Source organism: Roseovarius sp. D0-M9 (genome assembly GCF_037083805.1).
GTDB lineage: Bacteria > Pseudomonadota > Alphaproteobacteria > Rhodobacterales > Rhodobacteraceae > Roseovarius.
Window position 1 is genome coordinate 160,819 of the sequence record NZ_JBAPKZ010000001.1, and the last position, 24,968, is coordinate 185,786.

22 protein-coding genes are annotated in these 24,968 nt (G+C 64.9%); 15 read left to right on the plus strand and 7 right to left on the minus strand.

Annotated features, from left to right (window positions below):
• Positions 1-110: 110 nt before the first annotated feature.
• Positions 111-1,316 (minus strand): NAD(P)/FAD-dependent oxidoreductase, encoded by a 1,206-nt coding sequence (locus V8352_RS00835; RefSeq protein WP_336422351.1) that lies wholly within the window; start codon positions 1,314-1,316, stop codon positions 111-113.
• A 244-nt stretch (positions 1,317-1,560) separates the two neighbouring features.
• Here V8352_RS00835 and ftsW point away from each other — a divergent pair, with 244 nt between their 5' ends.
• The 13 genes from ftsW to recN all read left to right on the plus strand — a co-directional run bounded on the left by ftsW (position 1,561) and on the right by recN (position 15,922).
• Positions 1,561-2,727, plus strand: a complete 1,167-nt coding sequence (gene ftsW, locus V8352_RS00840; protein ID WP_336422352.1) for a putative lipid II flippase FtsW — start codon at positions 1,561-1,563, stop codon at positions 2,725-2,727.
• A gap of 23 nt (positions 2,728-2,750) precedes the next feature.
• Positions 2,751-3,827, plus strand: a complete 1,077-nt coding sequence (locus V8352_RS00845; RefSeq protein ID WP_336422517.1) for a UDP-N-acetylglucosamine--N-acetylmuramyl-(pentapeptide) pyrophosphoryl-undecaprenol N-acetylglucosamine transferase — start codon at positions 2,751-2,753, stop codon at positions 3,825-3,827.
• Complete coding sequence (gene murC, locus V8352_RS00850) at positions 3,828-5,243, plus strand: UDP-N-acetylmuramate--L-alanine ligase (RefSeq protein WP_336422353.1); 1,416 nt, start codon at positions 3,828-3,830, stop codon at positions 5,241-5,243.
• A 3-nt stretch (positions 5,244-5,246) separates the two neighbouring features.
• Positions 5,247-5,522 carry a DUF2484 family protein gene (locus V8352_RS00855; protein ID WP_336422354.1) on the plus strand — a complete coding sequence of 92 codons (276 nt, stop codon included), beginning with the start codon at positions 5,247-5,249 and terminating at the stop codon, positions 5,520-5,522.
• Between the two features lie 18 nt (positions 5,523-5,540).
• A complete protein-coding gene (locus tag V8352_RS00860; RefSeq protein WP_336422355.1) occupies positions 5,541-5,819 on the plus strand; it encodes a hypothetical protein in 279 nt (92 codons plus the stop codon).
• Positions 5,816-6,799, plus strand: a complete 984-nt coding sequence (gene murB, locus V8352_RS00865; RefSeq protein WP_336422356.1) for a UDP-N-acetylmuramate dehydrogenase — start codon at positions 5,816-5,818, stop codon at positions 6,797-6,799. Before V8352_RS00860 ends, murB begins: the two co-directional genes overlap by 4 nt.
• Before the next feature lie 164 nt (positions 6,800-6,963).
• A complete protein-coding gene (locus tag V8352_RS00870) occupies positions 6,964-7,884 on the plus strand; it encodes a D-alanine--D-alanine ligase (protein ID WP_336422357.1) in 921 nt (306 codons plus the stop codon).
• Positions 7,872-8,792, plus strand: a complete 921-nt coding sequence (locus V8352_RS00875) for a cell division protein FtsQ/DivIB (RefSeq protein ID WP_336422358.1) — start codon at positions 7,872-7,874, stop codon at positions 8,790-8,792. The genes V8352_RS00870 and V8352_RS00875 overlap by 13 nt, the downstream gene beginning before the upstream one ends.
• Entirely contained in the window at positions 8,789-10,120 is a 1,332-nt protein-coding gene (ftsA, locus tag V8352_RS00880) for a cell division protein FtsA (protein ID WP_336422359.1), read from the plus strand. Before V8352_RS00875 ends, ftsA begins: the two co-directional genes overlap by 4 nt.
• A gap of 173 nt (positions 10,121-10,293) precedes the next feature.
• Positions 10,294-11,967, plus strand: a complete 1,674-nt coding sequence (gene ftsZ, locus V8352_RS00885) for a cell division protein FtsZ (protein ID WP_336422360.1) — start codon at positions 10,294-10,296, stop codon at positions 11,965-11,967.
• 262 nt (positions 11,968-12,229) lie between these two features.
• Entirely contained in the window at positions 12,230-13,156 is a 927-nt protein-coding gene (gene lpxC / locus V8352_RS00890) for a UDP-3-O-acyl-N-acetylglucosamine deacetylase (protein WP_336422361.1), read from the plus strand.
• Between the two features lie 124 nt (positions 13,157-13,280).
• Positions 13,281-14,219 carry an outer membrane protein assembly factor BamD gene (locus tag V8352_RS00895; RefSeq protein ID WP_336422362.1) on the plus strand — a complete coding sequence of 313 codons (939 nt, stop codon included), beginning with the start codon at positions 13,281-13,283 and terminating at the stop codon, positions 14,217-14,219.
• A 53-nt stretch (positions 14,220-14,272) separates the two neighbouring features.
• Entirely contained in the window at positions 14,273-15,922 is a 1,650-nt protein-coding gene (recN, locus tag V8352_RS00900; RefSeq protein ID WP_336422363.1) for a DNA repair protein RecN, read from the plus strand.
• Between the two features lie 66 nt (positions 15,923-15,988).
• Here the strand turns inward: recN and V8352_RS00905 are convergent, their stop codons facing one another.
• From V8352_RS00905 to V8352_RS00930, 6 genes are all read right to left on the minus strand, one after another.
• Positions 15,989-16,855, minus strand: coding sequence for a universal stress protein (locus V8352_RS00905; protein WP_336422364.1), 867 nt, complete (start codon positions 16,853-16,855; stop codon positions 15,989-15,991).
• A gap of 207 nt (positions 16,856-17,062) precedes the next feature.
• Positions 17,063-18,271, minus strand: a complete 1,209-nt coding sequence (locus V8352_RS00910; protein WP_336422365.1) for an acetate/propionate family kinase — start codon at positions 18,269-18,271, stop codon at positions 17,063-17,065.
• On the minus strand, positions 18,268-19,665 hold the full coding sequence (locus V8352_RS00915; protein ID WP_336422366.1) for a bifunctional enoyl-CoA hydratase/phosphate acetyltransferase: 1,398 nt from the start codon (positions 19,663-19,665) through the stop codon (positions 18,268-18,270). Before V8352_RS00915 ends, V8352_RS00910 begins: the two co-directional genes overlap by 4 nt.
• 430 nt (positions 19,666-20,095) lie before the next feature.
• Positions 20,096-21,739 carry a CTP synthase gene (locus tag V8352_RS00920; protein WP_336422367.1) on the minus strand — a complete coding sequence of 548 codons (1,644 nt, stop codon included), beginning with the start codon at positions 21,737-21,739 and terminating at the stop codon, positions 20,096-20,098.
• Between the two features lie 178 nt (positions 21,740-21,917).
• On the minus strand, positions 21,918-22,286 hold the full coding sequence (secG, locus tag V8352_RS00925) for a preprotein translocase subunit SecG (protein ID WP_336422368.1): 369 nt from the start codon (positions 22,284-22,286) through the stop codon (positions 21,918-21,920).
• Between the two features lie 111 nt (positions 22,287-22,397).
• On the minus strand, positions 22,398-22,793 hold the full coding sequence (locus V8352_RS00930; RefSeq protein ID WP_336422369.1) for a DUF6524 family protein: 396 nt from the start codon (positions 22,791-22,793) through the stop codon (positions 22,398-22,400).
• A gap of 155 nt (positions 22,794-22,948) precedes the next feature.
• On the opposite strand from V8352_RS00930, the gene V8352_RS00935 reads away from it, so the two are divergent.
• Together V8352_RS00935 and V8352_RS00940 are read left to right on the plus strand one after the other, a co-directional pair.
• Positions 22,949-24,244, plus strand: a complete 1,296-nt coding sequence (locus tag V8352_RS00935) for an adenylosuccinate synthase (protein ID WP_336422370.1) — start codon at positions 22,949-22,951, stop codon at positions 24,242-24,244.
• Between the two features lie 24 nt (positions 24,245-24,268).
• Positions 24,269-24,517 carry a DUF2842 domain-containing protein gene (locus V8352_RS00940; protein WP_336422371.1) on the plus strand — a complete coding sequence of 83 codons (249 nt, stop codon included), beginning with the start codon at positions 24,269-24,271 and terminating at the stop codon, positions 24,515-24,517.
• The last annotated feature ends 451 nt before the right edge of the window (positions 24,518-24,968 follow it).

Consider the following 24,968-nt stretch of genomic DNA (forward strand, 5'->3'; position numbering starts at 1 on the left):
GCGCGCCGCCTTCGCGGCGCGCGGTGCCAAGATTTTTTGCAAAAATCTTGGCGAATTGAGTATTTTTACCAAGATGAAGCTCGAGGCCGGGTTATGGCGCGGGCCGGCCCCTACGCCAGTGGGGCCTGTTGCTGTCGCTGCGCGATGGCGCGGCCTGCTGCGACACCCGAGGCCCAGGCCCATTGGAAGTTGTAGCCGCCCAGCCAGCCGGTCACGTCCAGCGCCTCGCCGATGACATAAAGGCCAGGCTGGCTGCGGGCCTCCATCGTTTTCGAGCTGACGCCGCCGGTGTCGATGCCCCCCAGCGTCACCTCGGCGGTGCGGTAGCCTTCGGTGCCGCCGGGGGTCAACTGCCAGTGGCGCAGGCGGTCGCAAAGCTCGGCGAGGGCGGCATCGCTTTGATCAGCGAGATTGCCTGTCAGCACGCATCCGGTGTGGTCCGCCAGGGCGGCAACGAGGCGGGCAGGCAGATGGCGGCCCAGCTCGGTCTTGAGGGCGCGGCGGCCCGACTGGGCGCGCTGCTGGCGCAGGGTGTCCAGTAACCTGCCGCCGGGGTCGAGGTCGAGCGTGATGGGCGCGCCTTCTTGCCAGTAGGACGAGATCTGGAGCATGGCAGGACCCGAAAGGCCGCGATGGGTGAAGAGCATCGCTTCGTCGAACTGGCCATCCCCGGCGCTGGCGCGGACGGGCAGGGCGGTACCCGAAAGGTCTGCAAAGCGGCCCTCGGGAAAGGTGAAGGGCACAAGCGCCGCGCGCGTTTCTGTCACATCCATGCCGAACTGGCGCGCGACGTCATAGGCAAAACCCGTGGCACCCATCTTGGGGATCGACTTGCCGCCCGTGGCCAGCACGAGGTGGCGCGCGGTGATGTCATGCGTCTTGCCCTCGCGGGTGAGTGCCGCGCGAAAATGGCTGCCGTCGTGGCTGAGGTTGGCGACTTGCGTTTGCAGCCACAGCTCGGCGCCCGCGCGTGTCATCTCGGCGCGCAGCATGGTGATGATCTCTTTTGCGGAGGTGTCGCAGAAAAGCTGTCCGAGCGTCTTTTCGTGCCATTTGATGCCATGCGCATCCACCAGCGCGATGAAATCCCATGGGGTATAGCGCCCGAGCGCGGACTTGCAGAAATGCGGGTTGGCCGAAAGGAAGTTTTCCGGCTCCGTATACATATTGGTAAAATTGCAGCGCCCGCCGCCCGAGATGCGGATCTTTTCGCCCGGCGCACGGGCGTGGTCGATCACCAGCGTGCGGCCCGCAGCATGCGCCGCGCACATCATGCCGGCGGCACCGGCGCCCAAGATCAACGTATCGACATGCATGCTCCACGCCCTGCCCGAGGATGGCGGCGCGGTCAAGACGGCTCATCTTGATGTCGCCGGATCCGCCGCGTGCCCGGCGCCGCTGGAGGCGGATTTCAGGCGCATCCGGCGCGGCTGACACTTGGGCGCTCCAGATTCGGGCGGTTTCCGCACAGTCGAGGCTTCCCAGAAGTTGGCTTTGCTGCTACGATCGAGTGATAGACCCCGCAAAGGGGCGATTTTCGAGGCAGAAGCGGCGGCTTAAATGACAGAAATGGTCTATGGATCGGCCCCGGTGAGGGATGTCGAGCCGGTCCTCCCCAAATGGTGGCGAACCATCGACAAATGGTCGATGTCCTGCGTGCTGATGCTCTTTGGCGTCGGCTTGCTTCTGGGATTTGCGGCCTCGCCGCCTCTTGCCGAAAAGAACGGGTTCACTCCGTTCCATTACGTGCAGCGCCAGATGTTCTTTGGCGGTTTGGCGATGATCGCCATGCTGCTGACCTCGATGATGAGCCCGCAGGTGGTGCGGCGCCTTGCGGTGCTGGGATTTCTGGCCGCGTTGGCCGCGCTGATGCTGCTGCCATTTTTGGGGACGGATTTCGGCAAGGGCGCGGTGCGCTGGTACAGCCTCGGCTTTGCCTCGGTGCAGCCTTCGGAATTTCTCAAGCCCGGTTTCGTGGTGGCGGTGGCCTGGATGATGGCCGCCAGCCGCGAGATCGGCGGGCCGCCCGGCCTTAGCTGGTCCTTCGTGCTGACCGTGATCATCGTGGCGTTCCTTGCGCTTCAGCCCGACTTCGGACAGGCGGCGCTGGTGCTTTTTGCTTGGGGCGTGATGTATTTCGTCGCCGGGGCGCCCATCTTGCTGCTGGCGCTGATGGCCGGGGCGGTCGTTTTGGTCGGATCGCTGGCCTATTCCAATTCCGAGCATTTCGCGCGCCGCATCGACGGCTTTCTCAGCCCCGATGTGGACCCGACGACGCAGCTGGGCTTTGCCACCAATGCCATTCAGGAAGGTGGGTTCTTTGGCGTTGGCGTGGGCGAGGGGACCGTCAAGTGGTCGCTGCCCGATGCGCATACCGATTTCATCATCGCGGTGGCCGCCGAGGAATACGGGCTGGTGCTCGTGCTTTGCATCATCGCGCTTTATGGCACTGTCGTCGTGCGGTCGCTGATGCGGCTGATGCGCGAGCGTGATCCGTTCATCCGACTGGCGGGCACGGGCCTTGCCTGCATGTTCGGTGTGCAGGCAATGATCAACATGGGTGTCGCAGTGCGTCTTCTGCCCGCCAAGGGCATGACGCTGCCCTTTGTGAGCTACGGCGGATCGTCGTTGATTGCGGGCGGTATCGCGGTGGGCATGCTCTTTGCCTTTACCCGGTCGCGTCCGCAGGGCGAAATCGGGGAACTGCTGCGCGGACGCTCGAGGTGAGCGCGCGCGCGCCCCTCATCGTTATGGCCGCCGGCGGCACGGGCGGGCATATGTTCCCCGCGCAATCGCTGGCCGAGCACATGCTGCGGCAGGGCTGGCGCGTCAAGCTGAGCACTGATGCGCGCGGCGCGCGCTACACCGGCGGCTTTCCCCATTCTACCCAGATCGAGCAGATCGCTAGCGCCAGTTTTGCGCGGGGCGGCATCGCTGCCAAGCTGATGGCGCCGCTGCGCATCGCGGCGGGCACGCTGGCCGCGACATGGCGGATGCTGCGCGAACGGCCCGATGTGGTGATCGGCTTTGGCGGCTATCCGACCATTCCTGCGCTTGCGGCGGCGTGGATCCTGCGCATCCCGCGGGCCGTGCACGAGCAAAACGGCGTGCTGGGCCGCGTCAATCGCCTGTTTGCAAAGCACGTCGATGCGGTCGCTTGCGGCACATGGCCCACGGATCTGCCGGAAGGTGTCCAAGGCCATTACGTCGGCAACCCGGTGCGTGCCGCCGTGGCCGAGCGGGCGGGGGCGGGTTATATTCCCCCCGGCGACTACCCGATATCGATCCTGGTGATCGGGGGCAGTCAGGGCGCGCGGATCCTCAGCGATGTGGTCCCGCCCGCGATTGCCAGCCTGCCGATGGAGATCCTGCGCAACATCCGCGTTGCCCATCAGGCACGCGGCGAGGATCTGGAGCGTGTGGGCCGCTATTATGCCGAGCATGACATTGATGCCGATGTGCAGGAATTCTTTCGCGACGTGCCGCGCCGGATGAGCGAGGCGCAGCTGGTCATCAGCCGTGCGGGCGCTTCGAGCATTGCCGATATCGCCATGATCGGGCGCCCTTCGATCCTGATCCCATATGGCGCGGCGGCGGGCGATCATCAGACCGCCAATGCGCAAGGACTGAAAGAGGCGGGTGCGGCCATCATCGTGCCCGAAAGCCGGCTTGACCATACTGCGCTGGCGCAGCAGATCGAGACGGTGATGACGCATCCCGAGGGTGCGGGCCAGATGGCGCGAGCCGCCCTGAAATGCGCGGTCCCCGATGCCACTCAGGCGCTGGCGGAGCTGATCGAGACGATTGCACAGAAAGGCGAAGGCTAGATGAACGCAGCCACGAAACTTCCCGGCGATGTCGGCCCCATTCACTTTGTCGGGATCGGCGGGATCGGCATGTCGGGCATCGCCGAGGTGCTGCTGAACCACGGCTATGTCGTGCAGGGCAGCGATCTCAAGCGTTCGCCGCTGACCGACCGTCTGGAGGCCAATGGTGCGCTGATCTTCGAAGGGCAGCGGGCCGACAATCTGGCCGATGCCGAGGTGGTCGTCATCTCCTCCGCCATCAAGCCGGGCAATCCCGAACTGGACGAGGCGCGTCGCCGGGGCCTGCCCGTGGTGCGCCGGGCCGAGATGCTGGCCGAGTTGATGCGCCTCAAATCCAACATCGCGGTCGCCGGCACCCATGGCAAGACGACGACCACCACCATGGTCGCCGCGCTGCTGGATCACGGCCAGTTCGACCCGACCGTCATCAACGGCGGTATCATCCACGCCTATGGCAGCAACGCGCGCGTCGGCGGCGGCGAATGGATGGTCGTCGAGGCCGATGAGAGCGACGGCACCTTCAACCGGCTGCCCGCGACCATCGCCATCGTGACCAACATCGACCCCGAGCATATGGATCACTGGGGCACCGAGGCAGCCCTGCACAAGGGCTTTGAGGATTTCGTCAGCAATATTCCCTTCTATGGCCTTGCCGTCTGCTGCACCGATGACGTTGATGTCCAGCGGCTGGTGGGCAAGATCACGGACCGGCGCGTCATCACCTATGGGTTCAATGCGCAGGCCGATGTGCGCGCGGTCAACCTGCGCTATGACAAGGGGGTCGCGCATTTCGACGTGGCCTTGCAGGCCGAGGGCAAGATGATCGAGGGCTGCGCCCTGCCGATGCCGGGCGATCACAATGTCTCGAACGCACTCAGTGCGGTGGCCGTCGCGCGCCATCTGGGCATGAAGACCGCCGAAATCCGCGATGCGCTGGCCAGCTTTGGGGGCGTCAACCGCCGCTTTACCCGTGTGGGCGAAGTGGACGGGGTGACCATCATCGATGACTACGGCCATCACCCGACCGAGATTTCAGCCGTGCTCAGGGCCGCGCGCCACGCGACGACGGGCCGCGTGATCGCCGTGCATCAGCCGCACCGCTACACGCGCCTGCATCATCATTTCGAGGAGTTCTGCGCCTGCTTCAACGAGGCCGACGTGGTCGCCATCGCCCCCGTCTATGCGGCGGGCGAAGAGCCGATCGACGGCGCCAGCCGCGACGATCTGGTTGCGGGCCTGATCGATCGGGGCCACCGCGACGCCCATGCCATCGAGGGCGAAGAGGATCTGGCGCGGCTTGTCCGCGCCCATGCCCGCCCCGGCGATCTGGTGGTCTGCCTCGGCGCGGGCACGATCAGCGGCTGGGCCAACCGCCTGCCGGAAGCGCTCAAGATTTCGGAATTGCAGGAAGGATAGCCCATGCCCCTCTCGCTCATACTGGCCTGCCTCTGGGCGCTGGGTGCCAATGTCCTGGCGATGACCCCCAGCCGGGACAAGCATTGGCGCGCCGCCTTTGGCCTGATTGCAGTCGGTATCCCGATCGTCGGTTTCGTGACCTACCAAAACGGTCCGCTCATCGGGTTGTTGTGCCTCTTGGGCGCGATGTCGGTGCTGCGCTTTCCGGTGATCTACCTCTGGCGCTGGGTGCGCAGCGACAGCGCGCCAACAAGCACGCCGGAACTGGCGGAAGATTGATGCCGGGCGCGCGCTGACATGACGGGTCTGCCACCCCTTTTGACACTGTTCATGATTGCGGCCTTCTGCGTGGGCGCAGGGGTGTTCTACGGCCTCGCGATGCGCCGCGGCCGCGCGGCCGCGCTTATTGGCTGGGGCGTCTGTGGGGCGCTGGTCCTCCTGCTGGGTTGGGGCGCCTACGCTGTGCAGGCAGGGCCCACGACCGCGATCTTTACCGGGCTGATCCTGCCGGTCTGGCTCTGCGGTGCGCTGGTCGGGATGGTCATCGGGCTGGTGCGGCGGGCCGTGCAGAAATGAGCGAGCCGACCCAGACATTGCCGCCGATGCCCACGCCGCGCGGTCGGCTAACCCCGCAGCGCCCTCTGGCCGATCTCACGTGGCTGCGTGTCGGCGGGCCTGCGGATTGGCTGTTTCAACCTGCCGATGAGGCGGATCTGGCCGACTTCCTTGCAGCGCTCGCCCCCGGCATCGCCGTCTTTCCCATGGGGGTCGGCAGCAATCTGATCGTGCGCGATGGCGGGCTGCGCGCGGTGGTCATTCGCCTTGGGCGCGGCTTCAACAGCATCGAGGTGGACGGCACGCACGTCACCGCTGGTGCCGCCGCGCTGGATGCGCATGTGGCCAAGCGGGCGGCGGAGGCGGGGGTGGACCTGACGTTCCTGCGCACGATCCCGGGCGCCATCGGCGGTGCGCTGCGGATGAATGCGGGCTGCTATGGCACCTATACCGCCGATGCGTTCGTTTCGGCCCGCGCGATCACCCGGCAGGGCGAGATCGTGACATTGAGCGCGCAGGATCTGAACTTTCGCTACCGCCAGACCGATCTGCCCGAGGGCTGGGTGCTGGTCTCGGGCACATTCACCGGCCCCGAGGGCGATCCGGGCGAGCTGGCCGCGCGGATGCAGGCGCAGCTGAAGAAACGAGACGAGACGCAGCCGACCAAGGACCGCACCGCTGGCAGCACCTTTCGCAATCCCGCAGGGTTCAGCAGCACCGGGGCAGAAGGTGACACGCACGAGCTGAAAGCGTGGAAGGTGATCGACGACGCCGGTATGCGCGGCGCACGGCGCGGCGGGGCGCAAATGAGCCCGATGCATCCGAACTTTCTGGTGAACACGGGTGGCGCCACCGCCGCCGATCTGGAAGGATTGGGTGAAGATGTCAGAAAAAAGGTTTTTCAAACCAGCGCAATAGAGTTAGAGTGGGAAATCAAGAGGGTCGGTATCGCGGCCCCTGCGGATGGAAAAACCGCTTCAGGCACAGATCAAGACAGCTGAATTTGGCCGGTTTAGGCCGGGTGAACGACAAGGCAGGGCCGAGATGACGGCCTGAGACATATAAAAAGGGCCGGCAAACGGCCTGAGACATATAAAAAGGGCCGGCAAACGGCCTGATACTTAAAAACAGGGCCGTAAACGGCCCGGGACATTGAGGCAGATCGGTGGTTCGTTCGAGCAGAACAAGCCCCAAAGTCGCGGTAATCATGGGCGGATCGTCGGCAGAGCGCGACGTGTCGCTCTCCTCCGGGCGTGAATGCGCCGCCGCACTGAGGGATGAAGGCTACGATGTAGCCATGGTGGACGCTGGCGCGGAGCTGGCGCAAGACCTGTCCGAAATCGCACCCGATGTCGTCTTCAACGCGCTGCATGGCCGCTGGGGTGAGGATGGCTGCGTGCAGGGCCTTCTGGAATGGCTCCGCATTCCCTACACCCATTCGGGCGTTCTGTCCTCGGCCCTGGCGATGGACAAGGAGGCGACCAAGGCCGCCTACCGCGCCGCGAACATGCCGGTCGTGCCCAGCGTCATCGCAAACCGCGACGACGTACGTGCGGCGCACCCGATGGCGCCGCCCTATGTGGTCAAACCCTATAACGAGGGCTCGTCGGTTGGCGTCTATATCGTCCTTGATGGCGCCAATGGGCCTGCGCAACTCTCGGCTGACATGCCGCAGCGCGTCATGGTCGAAGCCTACGCGCCGGGCCGCGAGCTGACGACCACGGTTGTCGGAGACCGCGCCCTGACCGTGACCGACATCGTCACCGACGGCTGGTATGACTATTCGGCCAAATACGAGATCGGCGGATCGCGCCACGTCGTGCCGGCCGAGATCCCTCAGGACATCTTTGATCTTTGCATGGAATACGCCCTGCGCGCCCATGCCGTCTTGGGCTGCCGCGGTGTCAGCCGTACCGATTTTCGCTGGGACGAGAGCAAGGGGCAGGCGGGTCTGATCCTGCTCGAGACGAACACGCAGCCGGGTATGACGCCCACATCGCTCAGCCCCGAGCAGGCGCAGGCGACGGGCATGAGCTTTGGCGCGCTCTGCCGCTGGATGGTGGAGGATGCATCATGCGACAGGTGAAGACCCCCCGCACCGGCGCCAAGCCGTCGAAATTCCGGCAGGCAACCCCCAAGGCCGATCCCGCGCCGTCGCGCTGGTCCTACCGGATGCAGCGCGTCCTGCTGACGCCGATGTATCGCCGGATGCTGCGCTTTGGCATTCCGTTCTGCCTGACCTTTGGCGTCGCGTCCTGGTATCTGTCCGACCCCGCAGTGCAGCAGCGCCTGCAACTGGCGATCGCCGATATTCGCCACCAGGTGCAGACGCGCCCTGAATTCATGGTCAAGCTGATGTCCGTCGAGGGCGCCAGCGACCGCGTCGCCGAAGAGGTGCGCGACAGCTTTGCCTATACGCTTCCCGCCAGTTCGTTTGACATGGATCTGGATGCGGTGCGCGCCGCGGTCGAGGATATCCCAGCCGTCGCCGCCGCCGCGGTGCGCGTGCGTCAGGGCGGCGTTCTGGAAATCCGCGTCAGCGAACGCGAGCCTGCGGCCCTGATCCGGGTGTCCAAGGGTCTGATCGTGGTCGATGAGGCGGGCGTTGCGCTCGATGTCGCCGTGCATCGCGGCGAGTGGCCGGGCCTGCCGGTGCTGACCGGGACCGGCGCCGATGAGGTGGTGACCGAGGCGCTGGCCATTCGCGCCGCCGCCGCACCACTGGCCGGGCGTCTGCGCGGCCTTGTGCGGATGGGCGAGCGGCGCTGGGATGTGGTGCTGGACCGCGATCAGCGCATCCTGCTGCCCGAGGATGACCCGGTGCGCGCGCTGGAGCGCGTCATCGTGCTGAGCGAGGCGCAGGACATGCTGGAACGCGATATCGCGGCAGTGGACATGCGGCTGTCGGATCGCCCGACGCTGCGGATGAAAGAGCGGGCCACAAATGAATTTTGGCGTGTGAGAAACGAACAGGCGGGGATGAGCGCAGAATGATCGAACTTTATGAATCCCAGCGCGCGATGCGCAACATGCGCCGCGCAGCAATGCAGCGGGGCGTCGTGGCTGTGCTTGATGTGGGCACATCGAAGATCGCCTGCCTCGTGCTGCGCTTCGACGGGACCGCGACGCGCGGCGACGACGGGATCGGCGCCATGGCGGGGCAGGCGGGCTTCCGCGTCATCGGCGCGGCGACGACCCGCTCGCGCGGTGTGCGCTTTGGCGAAATCGACGCCATGGCCGAGACCGAGCGCGCCATTCGCACCTCTGTTCAGGCGGCGCAGAAGATGGCCAACATGCGCGTCGATCACGTCATCGCCTGTTTTTCCGGTGCGTCCCCGCGCAGCTACGGCCTTGCCGGACAGGTCGAGCTGGAAAGCCACATGGTCTCCGAGCAGGACGTCAGCCGGGTGCTGTCCTCCTGCGAGGTTCCCGATTTTGGCGATGGGCGCGAGGTGCTCCATGCGCAGCCGGTGAACTTCGCGCTCGACCATCGCTCGGGCCTGATTGATCCGCGCGGGCAGATGGGCAACACGCTGAGCACCGACATGCACATGTTGACGGTCGATGCCGCCGCGATCCAGAACCTCGCCCATTGCGTCAAGCGCTGCGATCTGGAGCTCGCCGGAGTCGCCAACTCGGCCTATGTCAGCGGCATTTCCAGCCTCGTCGAGGACGAGCAGGAGCTGGGCGCCGCCTGTATCGATCTGGGCGGCGGCAGTGCCGGCATCTCGATCTTCATCAAGAAACACATGATCTATTGCGACAGCGTCCGCATGGGCGGCGAGCATGTGACCTCCGACATTTCCATGGGTCTTTCTGTGCCCACGGCCACCGCCGAGCGGATCAAGACCTTCTACGGCGGCGTTGTTGCGACCGGGATGGATGACCGCGAGATGATCGAAATTCACGGCGACACCGGCGATTGGGACCATGACAGGCGCAGCGTCAGCCGCGCCGAACTGATCGGCATCATGCGCCCCCGCGTCGAGGAGATCCTCGAAGAGGTGCGCGCACGGCTCGATGCCGCAGGCTTTGACTGCCTGCCCAGCCAGCAGATCGTTCTGACCGGCGGCGGCAGCCAGATCCCCGGCCTCGACGGGCTGGCCAGCCGCATTCTGGGCCAGCAGGTGCGCCTTGGACGGCCTTTGCGCGTGCACGGCCTGCCGCAGGCCGCGACGGGGGCGGGCTTTGCCAGCTCGGTTGGCATGTGCCTCTTTGCGGCGAACCCGCAGGACGAATGGTGGGACTTTGAATTGCCTGTCGACCGCTATCCCCAGCGCTCGCTGAAGCGCGCAGTGAAATGGTTCAAGGACAACTGGTGACCGCAAGATCGGGTGCCATCGGCGAAATCCCGCGAAAAGGTGGGGAAAAGTGACTATATTTGGTAGAAATAAAGCGTTTTTTAGGTGACGATCCGGGCAGTTCTCGGTAATAATGCGAATTAAGGCAGAAAAATGGCCCGCGAATGTGGGCGCAAGCACAGGCGGACAGAGCAATGACATTGAATCTCACCATGCCCGGACGCGAAGATCTGAAGCCTCGTATCACCGTTTTCGGTGTCGGCGGCGCAGGTGGCAACGCGGTCAACAACATGATCGAAAAGCAGCTGGATGGGGTCGATTTCGTCGTTGCGAACACGGACGCCCAGGCGTTGCAGCAATCCAACGCAGAAAGCCGCGTTCAGCTGGGCGTGAAAGTGACCGAAGGTCTGGGCGCGGGCGCCCGCGCCTCGGTCGGCGCTGCGGCGGCTGAAGAGAGCATCGAACAGATTGTCGATCACCTCGCGGGCGCGCACATGTGCTTTATCACTGCGGGCATGGGCGGCGGCACCGGCACTGGCGCCGCGCCGATCATCGCGCAGGCTGCGCGCGAGCTGGGTGTTCTGACCGTTGGCGTCGTGACCAAGCCCTTTCAGTTCGAGGGCGCCAAGCGGATGAAGCAGGCCGAGGACGGCGTCGATGCGCTGCAAAAGGTCGTTGATACGCTGATCATCATTCCCAACCAGAACCTGTTCCGCCTTGCGAACGAAAAGACGACCTTCACCGAGGCATTCTCGCTGGCCGACGACGTTCTTTATCAGGGCGTCAAGGGTGTGACCGACCTGATGGTCCGTCCGGGCCTCATCAACCTTGACTTTGCCGACGTGCGCGCCGTGATGGACGAGATGGGCAAGGCGATGATGGGAACAGGCGAGGCTGAGGGCGAGGATCGCGCGATCCAGGCCGCCGAAAAGGCCATCGCGAATCCGCTTCTGGACGAAATCAGCCTCAAGGGCGCCAAGGGTGTTCTGATCAACATCACCGGTGGTCACGATCTGACCCTGTTCGAGCTGGACGAGGCCGCAAACCGCATTCGCGAGGAAGTGGACGCCGAGGCAAACATCATCGTCGGCTCCACTCTGGATCCGTCGATGGAAGGCATGATGCGCGTCAGCGTCGTGGCAACCGGCATCGACGCCGCCCCCGCGACATCGGATGTTCCCGTGCCGCGCCGCTCGCTGGCCGAGCCGCTGCGCCAGACGTCCAGCGTCGAGGATCGGGAAGAGGCGGCTGCCAAGCCTGCCGCTCCGGCGCCTGCGCCCGAGCCTGTCGCCGCTCGCGCCGAAGAGGAGCCGCAGCAGGAGCCGTCGCTCTTTACCTCGATCGAGGCCGAGCGCGCCGCCGCCGAGGACCAGATGGAGGACATCTTCGAGCCGCGCGAAGAGCGTGCGCCCGCGCCGCGCCCTGCGGCACGTGCCGACGATGATCTGCCGCCCCCCGCCTACACACCCCGCGCGGTAGACGAGGAAGAGGAAGATCTGAACGCCTATGTCGCGCCGCGCGCACCCGCACCCGGCACTCCCTCGCCCGAAGCGATGGCCCGCCTTCAGCATGCCGTTGGCAATGCCGCATCGCGGCGCCCCGAGGGCGCGCAGACACCGCAGCAGCGCGCATCCCACCAGCAGCCGCGCGAAGCTCAGCCGCAGGCCGAACGCCCGCGCTTTGGCATCAATTCGCTGCTCAACCGGATGACGGGCCATGGTCAGGACAGCGAGGCGCCGCGCCAGCCGCGCCAACAGCCCAGCGTACAGGGCCAGGCGAGCGCGCAGCACTCGACCCAAGCCGAGCCCGAAGACGAGCGCGACGAACAGATCGAGATCCCCGCGTTCCTGCGCCGTCAGGCCAACTGAGCCCGATACGTCGCATCCGTCACAAATGATACAAAAAGGTCACCCTCGGGTGGCCTTTTTTCGTGATCAAATGTGCGAAGGTGCCGGGGTAAGCGCTTGGTTTCATGACAATAACAGCGCTCAGGCGAAATACCGCCCACGGTAAGTGGTACCATGTTTCAAACGGTTACAAAGATTGAGTTGAGCCTTCGGACCGTCATCCTTAAACCCTCGTTAAGGCATTACATAAGTGTCATGAGACCAGAGGCATCCGAGGAAACACGTGCAAAATACCGTATCCACTCCCATCACCTTCGACGGTGTCGGCCTTCATTCAGGCCAGCCCGCGCGGTTGGTGATCCACCCTGCGGATGTGGACAGCGGCATCGTGTTCCGTCGCCTTGACCGCGCAGGACGCGGCCGCGTGGGCGACATCCCGGCGCGCTGGGATCTTGTGCATCAATCGCCTCTTTGCACCCGTCTAGAGAATGAGAACGGCCTGCAACTCTCTACGGTCGAGCATGTCATGGCCGCGCTCATGGGCTGCGGCATCCACAATGCGCTCGTCACGGTCGATGGCCCCGAAGTGCCTATCCTTGATGGCAGCGCGCTTGGTTTCGTGCGCGGGATTCTGGCTGCCGGCATTCGCCGCCAGTCGCACCCTGTGCGCGCCTTGCGGGTGCTGCGCGAGGTCATGGTGCAGCGCGGCGACGCATGGGCCCGGCTGACGCCAAGCGATACCCTGACCATCGAATTCGACATCGCCTTTGACGATGCGGCCATCGGCACGCAGACAAAGGTGCTGAACATGGCCAACGGCAGCTTTGTGCGCGAGCTGAGCAGCAGCAGAACATTCTGCCGCAAGTCCGATGTGGACGTGATGCGCGCCAACGGCCTTGCGCTGGGTGGCTCGCTGGAAAATGCCGTGGTGGTCGATGGGGACAACGTGCTCAGCCCCGGCGGTCTGCGCTATAGGGACGAGGCGGTGCGCCACAAGATGCTGGATGCGCTGGGGGATCTGGCGCTGGCCGGCGCGCCCCTTCTGGCGCATTATCACGGGCACAAGGCCGGTCACGCGCTGACCAACGACCTGCTGCGCGCGCTCTTCGATCAGCCGGGTGCGGTCGAATGGGTGACATGCGATGCGGCGCTTGCGTCCAAGCTGCCGGGCGCGGGTGTGCATTGGGGCGAAGTGCCCCAAGTCGCCTGAGCGTTGCCACGCACTGCCCTGCAATCACAACAGATCCACCACGCGGTGCTGCCGGATTCCGTGCTGGCACAGACCGGATGATTGGGCTACAACCCGGTCAGAGGCGAAGAAGGGCATATCAGGCATGACGTTTGGCAGACAGGGCGCGATGCATTGCGCAAGACTGGCGGCAAAACAGGCAAGATTTCTGGCAGCCAAGACTATTCCGGAGACGCTGGGCAGGAAGACGCTGGGCAAGACGGCGGGCGCACTTCTGTTGACGGCTGCAATCGCATCTTGCGGCGGTATCAACAGCGAGGTCGAGCGCGGCGATGTCGATTACGAAAGTTTCACCGCCCAGCAGATTTTCGAGCGGGGCGAGTATGACCTTGCAGCCAACAAGCCGGCGCTGGCCGCACAGAGCTTTGCCGAGATCGAGCGTCTTTACCCCTATTCGGACCTGACCAAGCGCGCCGTCATCATGCAGGCCTATGCCTATCACCGCGACGCCGATTACGAGGCCAGCCGCAGCGCTGCGCAGCGTTACATCGATTTTTACCCGACGGATGAGGATGCCGCCTATGCGCAGTATCTTCTGGCGCTCAGCTATTATGATCAGATTGACGAAGTGGGCCGCGACCAAGGACTGACGTTTCAGGCGCTGCAAGCGCTGCGCCGCGTGGTCGAAGTCTATCCCGAGAGCGAATACGCCCGCACGGCGATGCTGAAGTTCGATCTGGCATTTGACCATCTGGCCGCCAAGGAGATGGAGGTTGGGCGTTACTACCTGCGCCGGGATCACTTCACCTCTGCGATCAATCGGTTCCGCGTCGTGGTCGAGGATTTCCAGACCACCACGCATACCGCCGAGGCGCTGCACCGTCTTGTCGAAGCATATCTGTCGCTGGGCCTCACGGATGAGGCGCAGACGGCGGGCGCAATCCTAGGCTACAACTTCCGGGGCACCAGTTGGTATGAGGACAGTTACGAGTTGCTCACGCGGCGGGGCCTTGCGCTCGAGGCGCGCGGCGACAGCTGGCTGGCGCAGGTCTATCGCCAGATGATCAAGGGCCAATGGCTGTAACTTGTGGCTGTAACTAGGGCGGCGGGCTGAGGCCTGCCGGACAGGTCGGGGCGATGCTGCGCAGTCTGGACATTCGCGACATGCTGATCATTGACCGGCTGGAACTGGGGTTTCAGCCGGGCCTCAATGCGCTTACGGGCGAGACGGGCGCGGGCAAATCGATCCTTCTGGACAGCCTCGGATTTGTGCTGGGATGGCGCGGCCGCGCCGAACTGGTGCGCAGCGGTGCCGAGCAGGGTGAGGTGACGGCGGTTTTTGATCTGCCCGACGGGCATGCCGCCCATGCCGTGCTGGACGAGGCGGGGCTGCCTGCCGCCGAAGAGCTGATCCTGCGCCGCATCAACACGGCAGACGGGCGCAAGACGGCTTGGGTCAATGACCGCCGCTGCTCGGGGGAGGTGCTGCGCAGCCTCAGCGAAACGCTGGTCGAACTGCATGGCCAGCACGATGATCGCGGCCTTCTGAACCCGCGCGGCCACCGCAGCCTTCTGGATGAATACGGCCAACTCGATGCGCTGCGCGGCGATGTGCGCAGCGCGTGGACCGCCCGGCAGACTGCGCAGAAGGCGCTGGACCGGGCCGACGCGGCGCTGAACGCGGTGCGCAGCGAAGAGGAATACCTGCGCCACGCCGTGGGCGAGATGCGCAGCCTCAGCCCCGAACCGGGCGAAGATGCCACCCTCGACGCGCGCCGGCGCATGATGCAGGCGGCCGAGCGGGTGCGCAGCGACATCGGCAAGGCGGCTCAGGCCCTCGGCAATGATGGCGCAGAAGGCGCGGCGGGCGACGCGCTGCGCTGGCTCGAGGATGCCAGTGTGCAGGTGGATGGCCAGCTGGACGCGACGATCGGCGCACTCAATCGCGCCATGGTCGAGCTGGACGAGGCCGCGCGCGGCGTTCAGGACTGTCTTGAGGCGCTGGCCTTCAACCCCGCCGAACTGGAGGAGACCGAAGAGCGTCTCTTTGCCATTCGCGCCCTCGCGCGCAAGCATGACGTCAGCCCCGACGAGCTCGGCAGCTTTGCCGAAGGGCTGGAAAGCCGTCTGGCCGCGCTCGATGCGGGCGACGCCGAACTGGAGGGTCTGCGCGCCGCCTTGAAACATGCGGGCAAGGTCTATGACGATGCCGCCAGCGATCTCAGCGCCGCGCGCGCCGAGGCGGCGGGCCGTCTCGACACCGCCGTCATGGCCGAGCTGGCCCCGCTCAAGATGGAGCGCGCGGTCTTCGAGACGACGATGACCGAGCAGCCGCCCGGCCCCGAGGGCATCGACGAGGTCGCATTTCGCGTGGCCACCAATCCCGGCGCGCCCTCCGGGCCCTTGGCCAAGATCGCATCGGGCGGCGAGCTGAGCCGGTTCCTGCTCGCGCTCAAGGTCTGCCTGACCGGCAGCCAGCCGGGCCTGACGATGATCTTCGACGAGATCGATCGCGGCGTCGGCGGCGCCACGGCGGATGCGGTGGGCCGGCGCCTTGCGGATCTGGCTGCGGGCGGTCAGGTGCTGGTCGTCACGCACAGCCCGCAGGTCGCGGCCCTTGCCGCGCATCACTGGCGGGTGGAAAAACGGGTCGAGGATGGCATGACCCTGTCGACGGTGACGCCCCTCGCACCGGGCGACCGCATCGACGAGATCGCCCGCATGCTTTCGGGCGACACCATCACGCCCGCTGCGCGCGCCGCTGCCGAGGCGTTGATGGCGGGCTAGGCCACGCCTTGCCCCCTAGTGCGCCCGCGCCGTGAAACAGGCGGTGCGCACGATAGCCCTTGGGGCCTAATGTGCCAGAAGCACCGCTTGGCCTGTCTGCTCGATCATCGTGCGGGTCGTGCCGCCGAAAATGGCCTGCCGCATTCTGGAATGCCCGTAGGATCCCATGACGATCAATTCCGCTCCGGCCTCGTTCGATCTGTCCAGAATGCACTGCCCCACGTCCTGACCGCCGCTGGGATACTGCTGCACCGTCACCTTGCACCCGTGGTGGGTAAGCCACTTGGCGACATCGACGCCGGGATCTTCGCCCTCGCGGAACTCGGTCTTGACCGGATCGACGGTGCCGACGATGACCTCCTCCGCCGCGCGCAACAGGGGCAGGGCCAGATGCACGGCCCGCGCCGAGGACAGGTGGGAATTCCACGCAACGAAAACCCGGCGAGGTCCGTTCAGCGCAATGGCGTCCGGATCATTCAGCAGGGCTGCGACCGGTGATTGAAAAAGCACGCCAAAGACGCTTTGCTGAAACAGTGTTTCGCGCTGGCGCAGGTCGTGCCCGACCAGCACAAGATCACACAGCATGGCGTGACGCGCGACCAGTTCGGCCACCTTCGGCGGCTCGCAGGCGGCGGCCGACACCTCGCCCGAGACGCCGTGCTGCTGCAACAGCGCCTCGACTTCCTTGGCCCTCGCTTCGACCGCAGCCTTCTTCTCAGCAACGTCGGATTGCCAATCAAGCGGGACATCCGTTGTCCCATAGAGCGGCATTCCGGACGCGTAATAGGGAAAAACCGGTATCTCCCCCAGGATGAGAACGATCGCGCGGGCCGACAGGGGGCGCAGGGTTTCAAGCTTGGTGGCAAGCTCGCTCAGAGGGGCGTCGTCGCCGATCACGATCAGGACCGTGCTGTTTTTCATGGTGGGACTCATGGTGTGATTCCTTGCTCAGATGCACCGAATACTACCACTTTGCACGCTCGTTGGATTGACCCGTATCAACTGGCGGAGCGGCGTGCGTGACCTAGGGATGGGCAGAACCGATGGTGGTGGGGGCAGGGCGCGTCGCCGTGCCGCACGCGGATGGTGCGTGGTCCTATGTGTTATGATCCGGCAGACAGTGCCGGCCACGGACCCCGATCAATCCAAGGCAGACCCGCCCTGCGCCGTGGTCAGCACTGCGCGGCAGGCATCTGCCACGACGGCCTCCTCATTGGTGGGGATCACCAGAACCTTCACGCGCGATGTCGCGGAACTGATGGTGATGGCATGGCCTTCGTTTGCGGTATCGCTCAGCTCGACACCCAGCCATTTCAGCCGCTCGCAGATCATACCGCGCACCAGCGCCGAATTCTCGCCGATCCCTGCGGTGAACACCATGGCGTCCAGCCCGCCGATCGCCGGGATGAGACCGGCCAGACTGCTTGCCGCGCGGTAGCAGAACAGGCGGATCGCCTCCTCAGCGTGAGGCTCGGCGCTGGCTTGCAGAACCTCCATGTCGTTGCTGAGGTTCGAGACGCCCAAAAGGCCCGATTGCTTGTACAGAAGCGTGCCGATGTCCTCGGCGGTCATGCCCTTTTGCTGCATCAGGTAGAGGATCACACCGGGGTCGAGCGCGCCGCAGCGCCGCCCCATCATCAACCCGTCAAGCGCGGTAAACCCCATGCTGGTCGCTGCGCTCTTGCCGCCCGTCATCGCGCACATGCTGGAGCCGTTGCCCAGATGTGCGACAATCACGCGGGCGCGCGCCGCCCCGTCCAGATGATCGGGCAGGACGCTGGCAATATACTCGTAGGAGAGGCCGTGAAATCCATAGCGGATGATCCCCTCGTCCGAGAGGGCGCGGGGCAGCGCAAAGAGCTGCGCCAGCCTGTCCTGACTGCGGTGAAAGCTGGTGTCGAAACAGGCAACCTGCGGCACGTCCGGCCGCCATTTCGCGACCGCGCGGATGGCGGCGGCGTTGTGCGGCTGGTGCAGCGGGGCAAGCGGGATGAGCGTTTCGATCTGGCGCAGAACCTCGGGAGTGATCCGCGTGGGCGCCGCCAGATCCCTGCCGCCATGCACCACGCGGTGCCCGATGGCGCGCAGCGGCTGATCCGCGGTCTGCGCCGCAAGCCACGGCAGCAGCAAGGCGATCACCGCCTCATGGTCGGTCGCCCCCTCCAGCGTGGCCAGCGCACCCGCGTCCAGCGCCCTGCCATCTGCGCTCCGCGCTGAAAAGGCAGGCGTGCTGCCAATCCCGGCGACATTGCCCCTGATGAGCGGCTTTGAGGATGCGTCGCCTGCGTCGAAGACGGCGAACTTGATGCTGGACGATCCTGCGTTGAGGGTCAGGTAAACGCCGCTCATAGCGGCAACCCGCGCGCGCGGTGATGCACCAAAAGCTGCGCCATTGCCGCCGAGGCGAGGCGCGACATCACCCCGTCGGCCCGGCTGGTCAGCACGATGGGCACCCGCGCGCCCAGAACGATCCCGGCGGCATCCGCGCCTGCGAGGTATATCAGCTGCTTGGCCAACATGTTGCCCGCCTCCAGATCCGGCACGATCAGGATGTCGGCCTCGCCGGCCACGCCCGACTGGATGCCCTTGGCCTCGGCGGCCAGCTTGGACACCGCATTGTCGAAGGCAAGCGGCCCGTCGATTTCGCCCCCCGTGATCTGACCGCGCTGCGCCATCTTGCACAGCGCGGCGGCGTCCAGCGTCGAGGGAATGGTGGGCGTCACCGTTTCGACAGCCGACAGGATCGCCACCTTGGGCAGCGTGATCCCGAGGGCGAGGGCAAGGTCGATCGCGTTCTGCACGATGTCGCGCTTGGTCTCCAGATCGGGCGAGATGTTGATCGCCGCGTCACTGATCAGTAGCGGTCTGGGGTAGTTCGGCACATCGAGCGCAAAGACATGGCTCATCCGGCGTTCGGTGCGCAGGCCCATGTCCCGGTTGACGACGGGCGCAAGCAGCTCATCGGTATGCAGCTTGCCCTTCATCAGCATGCCGACCTCGCCCGCGCGTGCCAGCGCCACGGCGGTCTCGGCGGCGGCATGGCTGTGTGGCGTATCGACGATCTCTACCCCGCTCAGATCGCCGCCGAATTCGGCGGCGGCGGCCTCGATCCGGGCGCGGGGGCCGACCAGAACGGGCACGATCAGCGCCTTGGCCCCCGCCTCGAGCGCGCCTTCCAGCGACAGGGTATCGCAGGGATGCACCACGGCGGTGCGCACGGGCGTCAGAGCGGCGGTCGCCTTGATCAGATCGTTAAACCGGGCGCCGCGCTCATGCAAATGCACCTCGGGCAGGATGACACGGGGGCGGCGGACCTTGACGTCAGGGGCGATGACCAGCGCGCGGCCCTCGATCACCGTCTCGCCCCTTTGGTTGGTGCAAAGGCAATCCAGCGTCACGTGCCGATGCTGGTCGTCCTTTTCCACGACGGTCACGCGGATCGTCACGGTATCGCCCACGCCGACCGGCGCGCGAAAGCAGAAGCTCTGGGTCAGATAGATTGTGCCCGGCCCCGGTAGTTCGGTCCCCAAGACGGCCGAGATCAGCGCGCCGCCCCACATGCCATGGGCGATGACATGGTGAAAGATGTCTGAGTTGGCGTATTCGGCATCTACATGCGTCGGGTTCACGTCGCCCGACATCACGGCGAACAGCTCGATGTCCTCGGGCCTCAGCGTGCGGGTCAGCTCGGCCGTCTCGCCCAGCTTGATCTCGTCGAAGGTTCGGTTCTCGATGTATTGCATGGGTCTCTGCCTTGTCCTGACGCGCTGCGAAAGTCATTTTTTGCCAAATGGCGCGGCGCCGGCCTTGATCCATCACAGCCGGCGGTCGCATGGGCGGTATTGCGCGTCACCATGCGCGAGAGGCCAGTGCTCCGTCCAGCGGCCATGTGCCGGACAGGGCAAAAACATACGCGCGGCCTACGGGCGTAGTGCGGCACTCTGAAGGTCGCGTGCTCGCAACAGGGTTTTTCCAGTGTCAGGACGAGGGGAATGTGGCGTCAGGGCGGCTCGGTTCTGAGACATCACAGCGCGCCGCGGGTGCCCGACTGCACGGACACCAGATTTCTGGCCTTAGGTCTGCGCTGGCCAGCTGCCTTCAGCGCCGCACCTGGGCCGGGCTTTTCTCGGATGCAAATACCCGAAGATCCGTCGGTGCAGCGGGCGCGGGGCCTCAGACGAGGCGGGATGTCTCGACCGCAGCGCGCACGAAATCGCTGAAGAGGGGGTGCGGCGCGAAGGGCTTGGATTTCAGCTCGGGGTGGAACTGCACGCCGATGAACCACGGGTGATCTGCCCATTCCACGATTTCGGGCAGGCGGCCATCGGGCGACATTCCCGAAAAATGCAGGCCGCATTCCTCCAGCTTGTCGCGGTATTTGGTATCCACCTCATAGCGGTGGCGGTGGCGCTCTTCGATCGTCGTGCTGCCGTAGATCTCGGCGACGCGGCTGCCGTCCTTGAGGGTGGCGTCATAGGCGCCAAGGCGCATCGTGCCGCCTTTGTCATCGCTGACCTTGCGCTTGACCTTTTCGTTACCCTGCACCCATTCCTTGAGGTGGTAGATCACCGGTTCGAACCGGCGCGCGCCCGCCTCGTGGTCGAACTCCTCCGATCCGGCGGTCTTGATGCCCGCGACATTGCGCGCGGCCTCGATCACGGCCAGTTGCATCCCCAGGCAGATGCCCATGTAGGGGATCTTGCGCTCGCGCGCGAATTGTGCGGCCTTTATCTTGCCTTCCGTGCCGCGCTCGCCAAAGCCGCCGGGAACGAGGATCGCGTGAAAGCCTTCGAGGTGATGCGCAGGATCTTCGGTATCGAAGACTTCGGCATCGACCCATTCGACATTCACCTTGACCCGGTTGGCCATGCCGCCGTGCGTCAGCGCCTCCTTGATGGATTTATACGCATCCTCAAGCTGGGTGTATTTGCCGACGATGGCGACGCTGACCGCGCCATCGGTGTTATGGATGCGATCGGCCACGTCCTGCCAGATGGTAAGGTCGGGACGCGGCGCCGGGGCGATCTGAAACGCGTCGAGCACCGCCTGATCCAGCCCCTCGCGGTGATAGGCCAGAGGCGCCTCGTAGATGGATTTGAGGTCATAGGCGGCGACGACCGCCTCCTTGCGCACATTGCAGAAAAGGGCGATCTTTTCGCGCTCCTTTTCCGGGATCGGATGCTCGGACCGGCAGACGAGGATGTCGGGTGCGATGCCGATGGATTGCAACTCCTTGACGCTGTGCTGCGTGGGTTTCGTTTTCAACTCGCCGCTGGCCGCAAGGTAGGGCAGCAGCGTCAGATGCATGAAGATGCATTGCCCGCGCGGCTGGTCATGGCTGAACTGTCGGATGGCCTCGAAAAACGGCAGCCCTTCGATGTCGCCGACGGTGCCGCCGATCTCGCAGAGCATGAAGTCGACCTCATCCTCGCCGATGCTCAGGAATTCCTTGATCTCGTTGGTGACATGCGGGACGACCTGAATCGTTTTGCCGAGGTAGTCGCCCCTGCGCTCCTTCTCCAGAACATTGGAATAGATCCGGCCCGAGCTGACGCTGTCCGTCATGCGCGCCGGGACGCCCGTGAACCGTTCGTAATGGCCCAGATCGAGGTCGGTCTCGGCGCCGTCATCTGTGACGAACACCTCGCCATGCTCGAAAGGCGACATCGTGCCGGGGTCGACGTTCAGATAGGGGTCCAGCTTGCGCAGCCGCACCGAGAAGCCGCGCGCCTGCAAGAGCGCCCCGAGCGCCGCAGAGGCCAGCCCCTTGCCGAGGGAGGAGACAACGCCGCCGGTGATGAAGATATATCTAGCCATTGGGCGGCGATCCCCCGTGTTTTGAGGCCCGCAACATGGGCCGGAAAATGTGCCATCTGGGTCTCAAGAAACCGCAGCACCACGGGACTTGAGCCATAGAGGATTCGTATGCGGCGCGCAACTGCGCTGCACATGGTCGCGGCGGGACGCGCTCGGCGCCCCGATCGGCGGTGTCTGATCAGTCGGCGGTCGGCAGAACCGGCGCATCGTCGCCGGCCTCGGGGGCCCGCGGTGCGGTCAGCCCCTCATCCAGAGGCGCCTCGTCGCGCGCTGGCGCGTCGATCAGCCGGTCGAGAACCGAAGAGTTCGAGGAACTGCTGGCCGCAATGACCGTCAGCACCATGGATGTGCAGATGAAGGCGCCTGCCAGAACCCATGTAAGCTTGCCCATGGCCGTACCGGACGAGCGGCCTGCAACGCGGCCTCCCGCAGCGCCGCCGCCGCCACCGCCCATGCCAAGCCCGCCCCCCTCGGAGCGCTGGAGCAGCACAACCACGATCAGCGAAAGCGCCAAAAGCAGATGGACGATGAGAACGACGTTTTCCATTGAGCGGCCTGCCGGATAGGGAAATCTGAAAATCTGCCTCGGTATCTAGGGAATTTCAGTCCTCCCCGCAACCCGCCTTCGGCGTGTGTGCGCGCCATTGCGCATGACGGCCTACTCGCTGACGTCATCCATGTCCGACTGGCCCGCCAGACGCCGGCGCACATGGCTCCAGCTCAGGCCGATGCCAAGGACCAGCGACAGTGCGATCAGCGCCAGCCATATCATCTGGCTTGTATCGCGCAGCGTCAGCAACCCGTAATCATAGAGCACCCATAGGCCGGCGGCCGTGATCGCCAGCACCATCGTCATGCCAAATCCCCCGATCGAGCGCAGCGTGGCGCGCAGATAAACGACATAGAACACCAGCAGCACGAGGCCCGCCAGCACCACGAGCGGTAATTGCTCGGTATGGTTCTGCCGCGCCCACTGGACATAATTCCAGGGTGTCGGATTGAAGGTGACGGCCAGAAGGGCGAATGCGATCAGCCAGCGCAGCGCGAATCCCATGTGTTTCTCCTGTCAGGTGGCAAAAGGGCGTTCCCGCCACAGAGGCACGCCGCGCCGCGCCTGTCCAGTGCATCCCCCGATTTAGAGGTTTCGCCCGCCGCGCACCGCGTCTATACCGGGCGCCGGTTTCAATCCGTAATGACAAGAGGTCCGGCATGGCAAACGTGGTCGTCGTGGGCGCCCAGTGGGGCGACGAAGGCAAAGGCAAGATTGTCGATTGGCTGAGCGAGCGCGCCGATGTGATCGCACGCTTTCAGGGCGGTCACAATGCCGGTCACACGCTGGTCGTGGATGGCAAGGTCTACAAGCTGAACGCGCTGCCGTCGGGCGTGGTGCGGGGCGGCAAGCTGTCGGTGATCGGCAATGGCGTTGTCCTTGACCCTTGGCATCTGGTCGCCGAGATCGAGAAGATCCGCGAGCAGGGCGTCGAGATCAACCCGCAGACGCTGATGATCGCCGAGAACACGCCCCTGATCCTGCCCATCCACGGTGAGCTGGACCGCGCCCGCGAAGAGGCCGCGAGCAAGGGCACCAAGATCGGCACCACCGGGCGCGGCATCGGCCCCGCCTACGAGGACAAGGTCGGCCGCCGCTCGGTCCGGGTGGCGGATCTGGGGGATGACGCCACGCTGGAGGCGCGGGTGGACCGCGCGCTTCAACATCACGATCCGCTGCGCAAGGGCCTTGGAATCGACGCGATCGACCGCGACGCGCTGATCCAGCAGCTGAAGGATATCGCGCCCGAGATCCTGCAATACGCCGCCCCCGTCTGGAAGGTGCTGAACGACAAGCGCAAGGCGGGCAAGCGTATCCTTTTCGAGGGTGCACAGGGCGCGCTTCTGGATATCGACTTTGGCACCTATCCCTTTGTCACCTCGTCGAACGTGATCGCAGGGCAGGCGGCAACGGGCGTCGGCGTGGGTCCGGGCGCGATCAATTACGTGCTGGGCATCGTCAAGGCCTATACGACCCGCGTCGGCGAGGGCCCGTTTCCGACCGAGCTGGATGACGATGACGGCCAGCGGCTTGGCGAGCGGGGCCGGGAGTTCGGCACCGTGACGGGCCGCAAGCGGCGCTGTGGCTGGTTCGATGCCGCCCTCGTGCGCCAGACCTGCGCCACATCCGGCGTCAAGGGCATCGCGCTGACCAAGCTGGACGTGCTCGACGGGTTCGAGACCCTGCGCATCTGCACGGGTTACGAGCTGGACGGTGCGCGCCTCGACTACCTGCCGACCGCCGCCGACCAACAGACCCGCTGCAAGCCCATCTATGAAGAAATGCCGGGCTGGTCGGAGTCCACCGAAGGCGCGCGCAGCTGGGCGGATCTGCCCGCGGGCGCGATCAAATACGTGCGACGAGTTGAGGAATTGATCGAATGTCCGGTCGCGCTACTCTCCACCTCGCCCGAGCGGGAGGACACCATTCTGGTGACGGATCCTTTCGCCGACTGATTTCAGCGAAGAAGGAGACACGCCATGGCGGATACGGGTTTGAGTTACAAGGCGCGGCGGCGCTGGTCGCTGGTGATCCTGTTGATCGGGCTGCCCGCCTATATCGTTGCGGCGATCAGCCTGATCGCATGGCTGCCGGATCTGCCCGGATGGGTGACGTTCTTTGTCTATGTCATTCTGGGCTTTGCCTGGATGGTGCCTCTGAAATTCGTTTTCCTTGGCATCGGTCAAGCGGACCCCGATGCGCCCGACCAAGAAGGTGGCGCTGGCTGATCGCGCAATCTGTTGGGCGTTTTTACCGAGAAAAAAATGGCTGCTGATGTCGTGAGACGCGCAGCCTGCCGATAAAACAATGTGCCTTTTGCAGGTGGCGCGCCATGGGGCCGTTTGGGCCTGATGGCCCTGCGCCGCCGCCAAACATCATCCAAGACATGAAATCCGGCAGCGTCCAAAGGGCTGGACGCGCCTGAGGCGCCTGTAGCTGCCCGGTCCGTGGGATTTCATGGGACGGGCGGTGTCTGGGCTGAGGCTATGACCCGCGCATAGGGGGGCTGCCCGCGCCGTTCGCCCCGAATCCTGAATGAATCGCCGCCGCGCCGCCCTTCTACTTCGCTTTTTCTGGTGCTTGATGGTGGTGTATGTGCCGTTGGTTCTGGGTTGGCTGCAAAAAAGTGGGAATTCACGGCACTTTTTTGCGTCACTATTGCTGACGCTAAATATAGTG